The 13,620-nt window shown below is 71.3% G+C and carries 10 protein-coding genes; 6 read left to right on the top strand and 4 right to left on the bottom strand.

The annotated features are described in order from the left end of the window. Nucleotides 1-556 precede the first annotated feature (556 nt). A complete protein-coding gene (locus ACIHAR_RS19565; protein ID WP_365471601.1) occupies nucleotides 557-1,006 on the top strand; it encodes a PTS glucose transporter subunit IIA in 450 nt (149 codons plus the stop codon). Nucleotides 1,007-1,084: 78 nt separating this feature from the next. Then, nucleotides 1,085-2,755, top strand: coding sequence for a phosphoenolpyruvate--protein phosphotransferase (gene ptsP / locus ACIHAR_RS19560; RefSeq protein WP_400020643.1), 1,671 nt, complete (start codon nucleotides 1,085-1,087; stop codon nucleotides 2,753-2,755). A 72-nt stretch (nucleotides 2,756-2,827) separates the two neighbouring features. Here ptsP and ACIHAR_RS19555 read toward each other — a convergent pair whose 3' ends face one another. Next, nucleotides 2,828-3,730, bottom strand: coding sequence for a hypothetical protein (locus ACIHAR_RS19555; RefSeq protein WP_400020641.1), 903 nt, complete (start codon nucleotides 3,728-3,730; stop codon nucleotides 2,828-2,830). Between the two features lie 319 nt (nucleotides 3,731-4,049). Next, nucleotides 4,050-6,017: an acetoacetate--CoA ligase gene (locus tag ACIHAR_RS19550; protein WP_400020639.1), complete on the bottom strand. Its 1,968-nt coding sequence runs from the start codon at nucleotides 6,015-6,017 to the stop codon at nucleotides 4,050-4,052. Nucleotides 6,018-6,229: 212 nt separating this feature from the next. Here ACIHAR_RS19550 and ACIHAR_RS19545 point away from each other — a divergent pair, with 212 nt between their 5' ends. Further along, a complete protein-coding gene (locus ACIHAR_RS19545) occupies nucleotides 6,230-8,608 on the top strand; it encodes a glycoside hydrolase family 31 protein (RefSeq protein ID WP_400020638.1) in 2,379 nt (792 codons plus the stop codon). On the opposite strand, the gene ACIHAR_RS19540 is transcribed toward ACIHAR_RS19545, so the two are convergent. Next, a complete protein-coding gene (locus ACIHAR_RS19540) occupies nucleotides 8,599-9,135 on the bottom strand; it encodes an NUDIX domain-containing protein (RefSeq protein WP_400020636.1) in 537 nt (178 codons plus the stop codon). The two genes, ACIHAR_RS19545 and ACIHAR_RS19540, sit on opposite strands and share 10 nt — an antisense overlap. Nucleotides 9,136-9,153: 18 nt before the next feature. After that, the gene (locus ACIHAR_RS19535) at nucleotides 9,154-9,990 is read right to left on the bottom strand and encodes a M15 family metallopeptidase (RefSeq protein WP_400020634.1); all 837 of its coding nucleotides are present in this window, start codon (nucleotides 9,988-9,990) and stop codon (nucleotides 9,154-9,156) included. Nucleotides 9,991-10,148: 158 nt separating this feature from the next. Between ACIHAR_RS19535 and ACIHAR_RS19530 the strand changes: the two genes are divergently transcribed. The 3 genes from ACIHAR_RS19530 (at nucleotide 10,149) to ACIHAR_RS19520 (ending at nucleotide 13,583) form a co-directional block, all read left to right on the top strand. Further along, on the top strand, nucleotides 10,149-10,574 hold the full coding sequence (locus ACIHAR_RS19530; RefSeq protein ID WP_400020659.1) for a Zn-ribbon domain-containing OB-fold protein: 426 nt from the start codon (nucleotides 10,149-10,151) through the stop codon (nucleotides 10,572-10,574). After that, nucleotides 10,571-11,761, top strand: coding sequence for a lipid-transfer protein (locus ACIHAR_RS19525; RefSeq protein ID WP_400020632.1), 1,191 nt, complete (start codon nucleotides 10,571-10,573; stop codon nucleotides 11,759-11,761). The genes ACIHAR_RS19530 and ACIHAR_RS19525 overlap by 4 nt, the downstream gene beginning before the upstream one ends. Nucleotides 11,762-11,927: 166 nt before the next feature. Then, nucleotides 11,928-13,583, top strand: a complete 1,656-nt coding sequence (locus ACIHAR_RS19520; protein WP_400020630.1) for an EAL domain-containing protein — start codon at nucleotides 11,928-11,930, stop codon at nucleotides 13,581-13,583. Nucleotides 13,584-13,620: the final 37 nt, after the last annotated feature.

Raw genomic sequence — 13,620 nt, 5'->3', positions numbered from 1 at the left:
CCGGTTGAACACCACGAGAGCGGTGCAAGAGGAGGAATAGTCCTCTCGCACACAGCGTCCTCGCTGTGTTTTTTCAAAGGAACCTCATCCTCGGCTATCACTGCCGGGGACGGGGTATCAACTAATCTGGCGTTGATTTTTGGCACGCTGTTGAGTTCTCAAGGAACGGACGCTTCCTTTGTACTCACCCGAGAGACTCTCTCAGGCTTTCCTCCGGGCGCTTCCCTTCGGTGTTTCAAACTCTATCAGTGTTTTTCCGTCTCTCTGACCACCCTTCCGCAGACATGCGGAAAAGATCCAGAGATAGGATCTGACAAGTTTGGACGCTGCTTGGTCTTGGTCGAGCGCGCACGACCGCGTCGCTCACCCTCAAGCAGGAGTACGACTGTACACGGGGGCGCGGAGCCGATGCAAATCCACTAGGGTGGTGGTCTAGACCACGCTCGGGAGCACTCGTGCGGAACCGGCACTTCGTGTGACATACGCTGCTGCACAGTGCGCCGTCCTGGACTGGTCTCGACGGCCCATATACATCTCCACCCCTGGGAGGCTTCCCATGACCACCGTGACGTCCCCGCTGGCAGGACGCGCCATCGGACTGGCAGCGGTGCCGGATCCCGTCTTCTCCGGGGCCATGGTCGGACCCGGAACGGCGATCGACCCGGTGCGCGAGCCTTCCGAGGCCGTCGCACCCGTGGACGGGGTCATCGTCTCCCTCCACCCCCACGCCTTCGTGGTCGTCGACGCCGAGGGGCACGGGGTGCTCACCCACCTCGGTATCGACACCGTGCAGCTCAACGGCGAGGGCTTCGAGCTCCTCGTGAACAAGGGCGACACCGTGACGCGCGGACAGGCCATCGTGCGTTGGAACCCGGCCGCGGTGGAAGAGGCCGGCAAGTCCGCCATCTGCCCGGTCGTGGCGCTGGAGGCCACTGCCGACGCCCTCGCTGAGCTCCGTGAAGACGGCGACGTGAAAACCGGCGACGTTCTCTTTTCCTGGCAGTGATGCCGAAGCCGTCCCATGACGGCATGTAGGACAACCATCGCGGCGGCGGGACCCGCCGCACTATCGGAGACGGGTGAGATGGAGACAACGCTGCGAGGCGTCGGCGTGAGCCACGGAGTGGCGATCGGCGAGGTTCGGCACATGGGAACGGCGGTCCTGGAACCGCCCGCCAAGCAGATCCCGGCGGAGGAGGCCGAGCGCGAACAGGGGCGTGCTCGCAAGGCCGTGGATGCTGTGGCAGCCGACCTGATTGCGCGCGGCAATCTGGCGGGGGGCGAAGCTCAGGCGGTGCTCGAGGCGCAGGCCATGATGGCCCAGGATCCCGAGCTGATGGCGGACGTGGACCGGCGGATCGCCGTCGGGAGCACGGCCGAGCGGGCCGTGTACGACGCCTTCGCCGCCTACCGTGAGCTGCTGGCCGGCGCCGGCGAGTACCTCGCCGGACGTGTGGCAGACCTCGACGACGTGCGGAATCGTATCGTCGCCCGTCTGCTGGGCGTCCCGATGCCGGGTGTCCCGGACAGTGACGAGCCGTACGTGCTGGTCGCTCGGGACCTGGCGCCGGCCGACACCGCTCTGCTGGACCCGACGCTGGTGCTCGGGTTCGTCACCGAGGAGGGTGGGCCGACCAGCCACAGCGCGATTCTGGCGCGCGCCCTGGGGGTGCCGGCCGTCGTGGCGCTTCCGGGTGCCGGGGAGCTCGCCGAGGGCACGGTGATCGCCGTCGACGGCAGCACGGGTGACATCTTCGTGAACCCGAGCGACGACAGGAAGGCGCAGCTCGAGGCGGCAGCGGCGGAGCGCAAGGCGGCGCTCGCCGCCTCGACCGGGCCGGGTGCCACGGCCGACGGTCACAAGGTGCCGTTGCTGGCCAACGTCGGTGGCCCGGCCGATGTGCCGGCCGCGGTCGAGGCGGGCGCGGAGGGCGTCGGTCTGTTCCGTACCGAGTTCCTCTTCCTGGACGACAGCAAGAACGCGCCGTCCGAGGAGAAGCAGCTCGAGGCCTACCGCCAGGTGCTCGAGGCGTTCCCCGAGGGGCGCGTCGTCGTGCGGGTGCTGGACGCGGGCGCGGACAAGCCGCTGGAATTCCTGACCCCGGCGGACGAGCCGAACCCGGCGTTGGGCGTGCGTGGGCTGCGGACGCTGCTGGACCACCCCGAGGTCCTGCGCACCCAGCTGACGGCACTGGCCAAGGCGGCCGAGGGTCTGCCGGTCCACCTCGAGGTGATGGCCCCCATGGTGGCGGACCGTGCCGATGCCAAGGCGTTCGCGGACGCGTGCCGGGCGGCGGGCCTGCAGGCCAAGTTCGGTGCGATGGTCGAGATTCCGTCGGCCGCGCTGCGGGCCCGTTCGATCCTGCGGGAGGTCGAGTTCCTGTCGCTGGGGACGAACGACCTCGCGCAGTACACCTTCGCCGCGGACCGCCAGGTCGGTGCGGTGTCCCGGCTGCAGGATCCGTGGCAGCCCGCGCTGCTCGACCTGGTGGCGTTGTCCGCTGAGGCGGCCAAGGCCGAGGGCAAGAGCTGTGGCGTCTGTGGCGAGGCCGCTTCCGATCCGCTGCTCGCGTGTGTGTTGACGGGTCTGGGGGTCACCTCCTTGTCGATGGGTTCGGCTTCGATTCCTTATGTGCGGGCGACGCTGGCCAAGTACACGTTGGCGCAGTGCGAGCGGGCCGCTGCGGCCGCGCGTGCGGCGGACAGCGCCGAGGAGGCTCGGAACGCGGCGCAGGCCGTGTTGTCCGGTGAGTAGTCGGATCCGGTCGGCGTTCCGCCGGTGAGAAGGGGCGCTCCGCCTTCGGGTGGGGCGCCCCTTCGTCATGTGTCAGTGGTGATGGCCGGGCCTCGGTCCTTCCCCCTCCTCCTGACCGAGGTGCGGCGGCTCGGAGTAGTCGACGCCGGACTCGGGCGAGATGAGGTCTCCGGATTCCACGTCGGTGCAGTAGGCGTCGAACACCTCGCCGGCCGTCAGCGGTTCCAGCCCGTCGCGGCGCAGCCGCCATCCGTAGATCCGGTCCGGGGCTCCTTGGGCGGTGGTGCGCATGACCAGGCCGCCGGGGCTGTGGGTGGCGAGGCCGAGGGCGAGCACGGTGGTGAACTCGAGTGCTTCGGCCTCGTCGAACGCCGGGGTGCCGTTCGCTGTCTGGTCGGCGTGGAGGACGGCGACGAGGGTTTCGGGTGTGCCCGTGACGCTGCAGACCAGGTGCCTGTTGCCCGGTGGTGCGGTGTCGAGGATGCGGACCAGGAGGTCGGAGGCTCGTGCGAAGGCCGCGCGGCCGAGGTCCTCGCCGCAGGTCGCGCAGGCGCCCAGGCGAGCGAGGAGGGTGGCCGCGTACTCCCAGGTCGCCTGGCGGACGGCTTCGTCGACAAGGGCGGGGACGAGGTCGGCCAGGGGCTGGCCCTCGTAGGGAAGGGTGGGGCCGGTCGTCGCGAGTTCGGCGGTGAAGCGGGTGCGGTGGGCCGGTACGTCGGGGTCGAGGTCCTTGGCGGCGCAGTACTCGGCGTACTCCTGTGGGTCGAAGAGCGCCACCGTGGTGTGGATGCCCTGGAGGGCGCGTGTCTTGAGGAGGTCTTCGACCTGTCGGAGGTAGGTGGCGTGGTCGTCGAAGGTGAAGCTGCGGTAGCGCCGCATGGCACGGAAGTCGTGTTCGTCGGTGAGCAGGCCGATGGTGCCGGCGATCTCGCGGCGCAGGACGCGGCGCATGGTCTGGTGGTCGGTGTGTGCCATGTTTCCCCCTGTGTGCACAGTCGATCGATGCTCACTCACAGTAATCGACGGCACTGACAGCGGGCCTCCGGCGGGCCGGTCAGGCAGGGTGCGGCGGGAGGATCTCCCAGCTCAGACACGTTTTCTCACGGTCGGCGGTGCCGCTCGCAGGAGCAGGCGCCGATCGCCGCGGTGACGGCGAGTGGCCCGGCGCTGCATGAGCTGAACTCTTGGCACGGAGGGGGCGGACAAGATCGAGGGCACGCGCCGGCCGCGGACTTCGCGATCTTGGTCGTCGTGTCCGTGGCCGGCCACACCGCGCTGCGGCTTCTGCGCGGGTTCAGACCCGCTTGCGTGCGAGGTCCTCGTAGAAGTGCAGCAGGTCGAGGTTGTCGATGGAGCCCGGGTTGACCGCCTTGTCCAGGGGGGTGCCCTGGAGGAGTCGCTTGACCGGGACCTCGATGCGTTTGCCGGTGAGGGTGTGCGGGACTCCGGGCACCTCGATGATCTCGTCCGGGACGTGCCGGGGGGAGAGTTGCTCGCGGATGGTCTGCTTGATGCGGTTCAGGAGCGCCTCGTCGAGGACGGCTCCCGGCGCCAGGTGGACGAAGAGGGGCATCCAGTAGCCGCCGTCGGGCTGTTCGATGCCGATGACCAGGGACTCCTTGATTTCGGGGAGCCGCTCGACGGCCTCGTAGATGTCCGCCGAGCCCATGCGCACGCCCTGACGGTTGAGCGTGGAGTCGGAGCGGCCGTGGATGACGACGGAGCCGCGTGAGGTGACGGTGATCCAGTCGCCGTGGCGCCAGACGCCGGGGTAGGTGTCGAAGTAGCTGTCGTGGTAGCGGCTGCCGTCCGGGTCGTTCCAGAAGTGGACCGGCATGGAGGGCATGGGGTTGGTGACGACGAGTTCACCGACCTCGTCGACCACGGGGCGGCCGTCCGGGTCCCAGGACTGCAGGTCGGTGCCGAGGCCGGGCGCCTGGAGCTCGCCGGTGTGGACCGGGAGGGTCGGGACGGCTCCCGCGAAGCAGGAGCAGACGTCCGTGCCGCCGCTGACGGAGGCGATCCACAGGTCTTCACGTACCTCGTCGTGCAGCCAGCGGAAGCCGTCGGGCGGCAGGGGGGAACCCGTGGTGGCGACGCACTGCACTTTGGACAGGTCGAAGTCGCGGGACGGGTGGACGTCGGCCTTGCGGCAGGCCATGACGTAGGCCGCCGAGGTGCCGTAGAGGGTTGCACCCGTGCGTTCGGCGACGCGCCACTGGGCGGCCGTGTCGGGGTACCCGGGGCTGCCGTCGTAGAGAACGATCGTGGTGCCGGTCAGGAGGCCGGAGACGAGGAAGTTCCACATCATCCAGCCGGTCGAGGTGTACCAGAAGAAACGGTCCTCGGGACCCAGGTCGCAGTGCAGGCCCAGCTGCTTGAGGTGTTCGACGAGGATGCCGCCCTGGGACTGGACGATGGCCTTGGGCAGGCCGGTCGTGCCGGAGGAGTACAGCACCCACAGGGGGTGGTCGAAGGGGACCTGTTCGAAGACGGGGTCCTCGTCCGCGGCCGTCAGGGCCGACCACTCCAGGGCCCCTTCCGGTGCCTCCGTGCCCAGGAGGGGGATGTGGACCACCGCGCGCAGCGTCGGCAGCTCGCGGCGCAGTTCGGCGACGACGTCGCGGCGGTCGTGCTCCTTGCCGCCGTAGCGGTAGCCGTCCACGGTGAACAGGACGACGGGCTCGACCTGCTGGAAACGGTCGAGGACGCTGCGGGCGCCGAAGTCGGGGGCACAGGAGGTCCAGACGGCGCCGACGACCGCGGTGGCGAGCAGGGCGACGACGGCCTGCGGGATGTTCGGGAGGTAGCCGCTGATCCGGTCGCCGGGGCGGACACCCAGGCCGCGCAGCTCGGTGGCGAGGGAGCCGACCTGGCGGCGCAGCTCGGACCACGTCACCGGGCGCGGTTCATGGGTTTCGTCGACGTACAGGAGAGCCGGTTCGTCCGCGCGGGTGGCGCTCGCGCGCAGTGCGTGCTCGGCGTAGTTCAGCGTCGCCCCGGGGAACCACTGGGCGCCGGGCATGGAGCGGTCGCCCAGCACGCGCGCGTAGGGCGTGGAGAAGCGGACGTCGAACCACTCCGTGACGGCTTTCCAGAACGTTTCCAGCTCGTCGACGGACCAGCGGTGCAGGGCCGGATAGCCGCCTTCGGACGGGGCTCCGTGGCGTTCGGCCGCCCAGGACTGGAACCTGGTGACCTGGGCCTGGGCGATGCGCTGTGGGTCGGGCCGCCAGAGCGGCTCGGGGTTCACGGTCGACATGGGGCGGCTCCCGGACTGTGCGCGTCGTGTGCGTCGTCCGCGCACGTGCTGGGTGTGCGCGTGACGCGGCTGACACGGACGATGCCATGTGATCCACTTCTACACCAGGGTGCACCCCACACAGTCCGTGTCGTGAAGATGTGGTCTCAGCACGGGTGAACGGTAGTTGAACGACCCGCGCGCGTGGGGCGGCGAGTGGCAGGGTGAGCAGCATGAACGGTCGTGACCTGGTGCGTTCGATGAAGGCGGTCGGTTCTGCGGGGGCTGCCCAGGGGTTGCGCACCGTGCGGGCCGCGTGGCGCAGGCGGCGCGTCGACGCGATCGGACTGCCGACCCGTGGTGCCGAGCGAGCGCGGGTGCCGGGGCAGATGCAAGAGGTGGAGCCCGGCCCGGGTGGCGGGAGGATCCGGTTCGGCCGCTCCGAGCTGCGGATCCACGTCGCCGTGAGCGGGGCGGTGTTCTGGGGCTGGGACGGAGCCGGTCCCGAGCCGTCGTACGCGCTGGCCGGGCGCTGTCCGGAGGCGGATCCCCGGGCGGTGCTGGAGCCGGACAAGGACGGCGGCTGGCGGGTCGTCGCCGAGCGGATGACGGTCGTGATCTCGCGGCACGGTGCGATCGAGGTGCGCACACCGGGAGGGATGACGCTGCGGCATGAGCTGCCGCCCCGGTGGTGGGAGCCGGAGGAAGGCGGCCCGGGGCGCTGGATGCAGCGGTCGGAGGTGGCGGCGGACGCGCGCTTCTTCGGGCTCGGTGGGCGGGCGTCCGGGCCGCGCCTGCGGGACGGGTCGTACCGGCTCTGGAACACGGATCCCGGGCGCGCGTTCGGCCGCGAGGACGATCCGCTGTATCTGACGATGCCGGTGCAGTTGGTGGTGGCCGACGCGGCCACGCACCTGGCCTTCTACGACACGTCCTGGGACGGCACGGTGACGCTGCGCGAGGGCGAGGAGGGGGCAGGCTCCGGGCACGACCTGGCCGGGACGTCCCAGCTGCGGGTGGACGGGGGCCCCTTGCGCTGCTGGGTGATGGTGGGAACCCCCGCGCGCGTGCTGCTCGCCTGGGCCTCGCTCACCGGAGCACCGGCACTGCCACCCGCGTGGGCGCTCGGTCACCATCACGCGCGGTGGGGCTTCGGGAGCGAGCAGGAGCTGCGGCGTGTCCTGTCCGGCTACCAGGAACGCCGGCTGCCGCTCGACGCGGTCCATCTGGACATCGACCATCTCGACGACCACCAGGTGTTCACCGTCGACCAGGAGCGCTTTCCGAAGCTGCCGGTGCTCGCGGACGAACTGCGGCGGGACGGGGTTCGTCTGGTGTCGATCGTCGATCCGGCCGTGAGGGCGGCGCCGGGCAACGACGTCCACGACAGCGGGATGGCCGGGGACGCGTTCGTGCGGGACGCCTCCGGGCGGCTCGTCGAGGGCGTGGCGTGGCCGGGCGAGTCGGTTTTTCCAGATTTCACGCACGCACGCGTGCGGAGATGGTGGGGAGGCCTGTACGCGGAGCGGCTCGCGCAGGGGTTCTCCGGTTTCTGGCACGACATGAACGAGCCGACGTCGTTCACCGCCTTCGGCGAGTCGACCCTCCCGCGGTCGGCCCGGCACTCCCTGGAGGGGCGCGGCGGCGATCATCGTGAGGCGCACAACGTCTACGGTCTGTGCATGGCTCAGGCGGCGCACGACGGGCTGCGCGAGCTGCTGCCAGACGAACGCCCGTTCGTCCTCTCGCGCTCCGGTTGGGTCGGTCTGCAACGCTACGGCGGCACCTGGTCCGGTGACGTCGCCACGGGCTGGCCGGGACTGCGTGCGTCCCTGTCACTGGTCATGGGTCTCGGGCTGTGCGGCGTGCCGTACTCGGGTCCGGACGTGGGCGGCTTCGACGGAGCCCCTTCCCCCGAGCTGTACCTGCGGTGGTTCCAGCTGGGCGCCTACCTGCCGCTGTTCCGCACGCACGCGAGTCTGCGGGCGGGGCGCCGGGAGCCGTGGGAGTTCGGTGCGGAGGTGTTGGAGCACGCGCGCGTGGCGCTCCTCGAGCGTCGGCGGTTGCTGCCGTACTTCATGACGCTGGCGCATCTGGCCCGGCGTACGGGGGCTCCCTATGTGCGTCCGCTGTGGTGGGGGGCGCCCGAGGACCGGGCTCTGCGGGACTGCGAGGACGCCTTCCTGCTGGGTGACTGCCTGCTGGTGGCCCCGGTGCTCGATGCTGGTGCTGACCGGCGGGCGGTGCCGTTGCCGCGGGGGCTCTGGTTCGACAGGGCGACGGGGAAGGCGTACGAGGGGCCGGGGCAGGTGCTCGTCGATGCTCCCTTGGCGCGCATTCCGGTGCTGGCGCGCGCGGGTGCCGTCATACCGGTGCGGGGGGAGGACGGCGGGTTGGAGCTCGAGGTGTGGGCTCCGGCCCGGGGGCGGACGGGGGGCGGCCTGGTGGTGGAGGACGCCGGTGACGGCTGGGACGAGCCGGAGATCGAGCGGTACGTCGCCCGCTGGGAGGGCCGCCGGCGGGTCGTCGTCGAGCGGGAGGGCGAGGACGGCATGCGCGAGCCGTCCCACCCCGTACGCGTACGCGGGCTCGGCGAGTCGCCTCAGACGTAGCGGCCCTCGAAGAACGCCCGCACGGCGAGCGTGTGCAGCGGGAAGGCCAGCTCCTCCGGCCGGCGCAGGAGGTGCCAGCCCTCCGTCTCGTCCGTGGAGGCGGACGTCGGCAGCCGGTCGGCGGGGCGTTCCGGAAGGAGGCCGAAGAGGAGGAGGTGGCCGTCGGGGCTGCTCATGGCGTCGGCGAGGCGTACGTCGCGGCTCGCGGCGTCGATGCCCGTCTCCTCGTCGAGTTCGCGGACGACGGCCTGCCGCCAGTCCTCGCGGTCGTCGATGTAGCCGCCGGGCAGGGCGATGCCCCCGCGCGCGGGCTCGATGGTTCGGGTGACGACGACCAGGGCGGTGCCCTTCGTGTCGTACACGGGCTGGAGCGCGATCGCGACCGGCAGCGGGTTGCGGTAGGCCACGGCGGCGCACGCCGGGCAGGTGCGGGGCCAGCCGGTGACGCCCTCCCCGTAGGGCGCTCCGCAGCTCGAACAATGGGAGCCGCGCGGGGAGTTCGAAGTGGAGTACTGATTTTCGGACACGCGGCGGACTGTATCCGATCACGCGTGCGTGTCGCGCGCGGGCGTCCGGTACGCCTTGGTGAGCGACTTGGCGGCGACGGGGAAGTCGAAGTAAGTGTCCGGATATGGCTCGGGCTTGAAGGTGTAGTGCCACCACTCCTCGGCGAGGTTGACGAAGCCGAGCCCTTCGAGGGTGCCCTTGAGGAGCAGCCGGTTGGCGCGCTGCTCGCCCTGGATGCGGGGGTCGAGGGTGTGGCTGAGGGTGTCGAAGCAGTCGTAGCCGGTGCCCATGTCGACGGAGTTGTCCGGGAAGCGCTCCTCCCGGGGCGCGTAGCAGGGCACGAGGGGTTGTCCGGGGACGTAGGGCCTGGTCGGTCGGGCCGGCAGCTTCACGAGCGTGAGGTCCAGGGTCGAGCCGCGGCTGTGACCGGACTTCTCGGCGATGTAGCCGTCCTCGAACAGGCGGGTCTTGTCGACGTTCGGGTAGAACTCGCTCTTCATGGCCTCGTCGTCGAGGTCCTGCGCCCAGCGGACGAAGTGGTCCACGGCTCGCTGCGGCCGGTAGCAGTCGTACACCTTGAGTGTGTATCCCTGGCGCAGCAGCTTCGCCTGGGCCCGGTGGAGGGCTTCGGCGGCGGGCCGGGTGAGGATGCACAGCGGCTGACGGTAGCCGTCGATACGTGTGCCGACGAAGTTGTGCGGGGTGAAGTAGCGCATCTCCTGGAGGACCGTCGGGTCCACGGTCCGCAGGGAGACGAAGTCCGCCGGCGCTTCGGCTTCGGGGTGGGCCCGCCCGGTGGCGGACGCGGCGGTCACGGTCAGCAGGGCGGCGAGGGCGGTGACGACACCGCGTCCTGCACTGGAGAGTCGCGTCATGTCCATGCGTTTACCAGGACGGGCTTCGGCCGGGGAAGCACTCGGGGACGCTCCGCCCGTACACGGTGCCCCCTGCCCCTTTCGCCGTGTGCGTGCCAGACTTCTGACGTTCCGTCAGATATCTCGCAGGAGGGGCTATGCCGCGTACACGCACTCCCGTGGTCGCCAGGTGGTTCACCGGAGACGGCGACGCATTCAGGCTGCTCGGCACGCGCTGCTCGGCCTGCGGCTCGGTCTTCTTCCCGCGCGAGGACACGCACTGCCGCAATCCGGGCTGCGGTGGTGGCGAGCTGGAGGAAGTTCCGCTGTCGCGGCGCGGGCGCGTCTGGGCGTACACGGACTGCCGCTACCGGCCCCCGTCACCCTATGTGACCGACCCGGAACTTCCGTGGCAGCCGTACGCGTTGATCGCTGTGGAGCTGGAGTCCGAGCGGATGGTGGTGCTGGGGCAGGCGGTTCCCGGGATCACCGTCGCCGATCTGACGGTGGGCATGGAGGTGGAGGTCGTCCCCGGAGTGCTCCACGAGGACGCGGAGACGACCTGGACGACCTGGCACTGGCGGCCGGCGGGGGTGGCGGGATGACGGTGGAGGTGGCGGTGCTCGGTGTGGGGATGCACCCGTGGGGCAAGTGGGGTCGCGGCTTCGTCGAGTACGGCGTGGCGGCGGCCCGCGCGGCGCTGGCCGACGCCGGCCTGAACTGGCGGGAGGTAGGTTCGGTCGTCGGCGCGGACACGGTGCGTGGCGGCTATCCGGGGTATGTGGCGGGGGCCGCGTTCGCGAAGGCGCTGGGTTGGCAGGGGGCGCGGGTGACGAGCGTGTACGCGGCGTGCGCGTCGGGGGCCCAGGCGATCAACGCGGCGCGGGCGCAGATACTCGCCGGTCTGGCCGAGGTGGTTCTCGTGGTGGGGGCCGACGCGGCGCCCAAGGGCTTCTTCCGGCCTGCGGGCGGCGACCGGCCCGACGATCCCGACTGGCTGAGGTTCCGCCTCCTGGGGGCGACCAACCCCGCGTACTTCGGGCTGTACGCGCGTCGGCGCATGGCAGTGCACGGGGACACGCTGGACGACTTCGCCCGGGTGAAGGTGAAGAACGCCGCGATGGGGGCCCTGAACCCGAACGCGCGCTATCGCACGCGGGTCACCGCCGAGGAGGTCGCCGCGTCCGCCGTGGTGGCCGATCCGCTGCGGCTTCTGGACATCTGCGCGACCTCGGACGGCGGGGCGGCGGTGGTGCTGTCCAGCATGGAGTTCGCGCGGCGCCACGGGGCGTCGGACGCGGTGCGGATCCGCGCCGTGGCCACCGTGACTCCCCGTTACCCCAACACCGTGCTGGACCTGCCGGACATCGCGACCGACTCGGGAAGAGGGGCGGAACCGGCCGGTGAGACGTTCAGGGCATCGATTGCGGCCGCCGCCTACGAGGAAGCGGGCGTCGGGCCCGAGGACCTGTCCCTGGCCGAGGTGTACGACCTGTCCACGGCACTGGAGTTGCAGTGGTACGAGGACCTCGGGCTGTGCGGCGGCGGCGAGGGCGCCAAGCTGCTGCGGGACGGGGTGACGGCGCCCGGCGGTCGCATACCGGTGAACACGAGCGGTGGACTGGCCTCGTTCGGCGAGGCGGTGCCGGCGCAGGCGATCGCCCAGGTCTGCGAGGTGACCTGGCAGTTGAGGGGTCAGGCTGGCGGCCGCCAGGTGAGCGGAGCGCGCGTGGGCCTCACGGCGAACCAGGGGCTCTTCGGCCACGGGTCGGCGGTGGTTGCCGTGCGGTGAGGAGGCGGAGAGGCGTCACCGGAGAACCCGGGGCCTCGGCACGGGGGCGCCCGCGGCACCGGGCTCCCACAGGCCCGGATCTCACCCTGTGCGATCGCTCCGGAATGCTGCGTGAACGTCTCATGAACTGCGCCTGGGCGCGTGCCCGCAGCGCCATCATGCTCCCGTGCGCTCCTGGACGGATACTCTCCGCTTCGCCTTCCAGCCGGTGGTCAACCTGGCCACCGGAGGAGTGGCGGGTTTGGAGATCCTCGCCCGCCCCGAGACCGGCGACGTCCTGGCGGAGGCCCGGCGCGACGCCGAACTCGACGGCCGGCTGGCCGTTCTGGCGGTGCGGGCCGCGGCGCGCAAGGAGACGCTGCTGCCGCTGCACGTGAACGTGTTCGCCGGCACCCTGGCCGACCTCGGCGGGCTCGCCCCGCTGTACGACGCCGTACGGGAGGTGGGACGGCTGCCATGGGAGGTGACGCTCGACATCGTCCCGCCGTATACGCACGTGCCGCAGCGTGCGCTGCTGGAGGCGGTGGCGGCGCTGCGGGAGCAGGGCTTCCGGATCAGCACGGACGGCGTCGGGGACGGGGACGTCCCTTTGCGGCTGCTCGCGGACCTCGCGCCGGACCTGGTGAAGCTCGACGCGTGCCTGCTGGCGCGACCGGCGACGGTACGCGCAATGCGGACACTGTGCGACGAGCTGGGAGCGCTGCTGGCGGTCGAGGGGGTCGAGACCGAGCTGCAGTGTGCGGCCGCGCGGACGGCCGGTGCGCAGCTTGCCCAGGGCCAGCTGTTCGCGCCGCCGGCCCGGCTGCCCGCGGCCGACGTGTACGTGCCGCCGCGCTCCTCCGTGGCCGTGCCGGCGCCCCGGTCGGGGCCTTCGGTACGGGAGTTCCTCCGGCCGGCCGCGCTGCTGCCCGCGGGCGCCTCCGCCGGTCAGGTGCGGGCGCTGCTGACCGGATCGCCGGACGTGTCCGGGGTGCTGCTCGTGGACCGGGAGGGCGTGCCGGTCCGTTCCGTGCATCGCTCGCGCTTCCTGTTGTCGATGTCGGGGCGCTACGGACACGCCCTGTACGCCGACCGGCCCGCCACCCGACTCGGCGATCCGCCGCGCACGGTGGGCATCGACGCGACGGCGTGGGAGGTACTGGACGTGGTCGCCGTAGGCGGCCGGGACCGCACCTCCGACGACGTCGGCGTCGTCGACGACCACGGGCGGTGCGTGGGCGTCGTCCGGCTGGCGGACCTGGTGCGGGCGCTGGCGGAGACACGGGTCGAGGAGGCTGCGGGGCTCAACCCGCTCACGCGGCTGCCCGGTTCGGACGCCATCACGAGGGAGGTGGACCGGCGGATCGCGGACGACCGGACGTTCGCACTGAGCTGGCTGGACATCGACCACTTCAAGCAGGTCAACGACGGGGCCGGATTCGCGGCCGGGGACGAGTTGATCCGGTCGGTGGGGCGGATGTTGCGAGGGCAGGCCTCCGGGGGCACACGCGTGGGGCACATCGGCGGGGACGACTTCCTGGTCCTCACCGATGTGGATGGCCTGGACCCGCTGGCCGCGTCGGTGCTGGACGCGCCCTGGTCGGCGGGCGGTCACTTGGTCACGCTGTCACTGGCGACCGTCCTGTGCCTGCCGGGGAGGGTGGCGGACCACCGCCAGGCGGCGGCCTGTCTGGTGCCGCTGAAGCAGGCGGCGAAGGCGCTGCGCGGCGGCAGTTGGGTCCTCGGGCACGCCGGGTCGCCCGGACACGAGGTACGGCGGGGGTCGTTGCCGGTGGCAGCCGCGGGGCCGGAGGTGGTGGGAGCGGAGCCGGGGGTGGGATGAGGGCGCTGCGGCACCGGGAGGGCCGCCCGCGCAGGCG

Source organism: Streptomyces sp. NPDC052016, from assembly GCF_044548445.1.
In the GTDB taxonomy this organism is placed as follows: Bacteria; Actinomycetota; Actinomycetes; order Streptomycetales; family Streptomycetaceae; genus Streptomyces.
Note: the sequence above shows the minus strand (reverse complement) of the source record. Positions and strands in the feature narration are given on the sequence as shown.

What these genes read in the sequence shown, in the direction of transcription:
- ACIHAR_RS19525 (WP_400020632.1), top strand. Translation starts at nt 10,571, where the DNA reads ATGACGGTGGAGGTGGCGGTGCTCGGTGTGGGGATGCACCCGTGGGGC.
- ACIHAR_RS19555 (WP_400020641.1), bottom strand. Translation starts at nt 3,730, where the DNA reads ATGGCACACACCGACCACCAGACCATGCGCCGCGTCCTGCGCCGCGAG.
- ACIHAR_RS19545 (WP_400020638.1), top strand. Translation starts at nt 6,230, where the DNA reads ATGAACGGTCGTGACCTGGTGCGTTCGATGAAGGCGGTCGGTTCTGCG.
- ACIHAR_RS19550 (WP_400020639.1), bottom strand. Translation starts at nt 6,017, where the DNA reads ATGTCGACCGTGAACCCCGAGCCGCTCTGGCGGCCCGACCCACAGCGC.
- ptsP (WP_400020643.1), top strand. Translation starts at nt 1,085, where the DNA reads ATGGAGACAACGCTGCGAGGCGTCGGCGTGAGCCACGGAGTGGCGATC.
- ACIHAR_RS19535 (WP_400020634.1), bottom strand. Translation starts at nt 9,990, where the DNA reads ATGACGCGACTCTCCAGTGCAGGACGCGGTGTCGTCACCGCCCTCGCC.
- ACIHAR_RS19565 (WP_365471601.1), top strand. Translation starts at nt 557, where the DNA reads ATGACCACCGTGACGTCCCCGCTGGCAGGACGCGCCATCGGACTGGCA.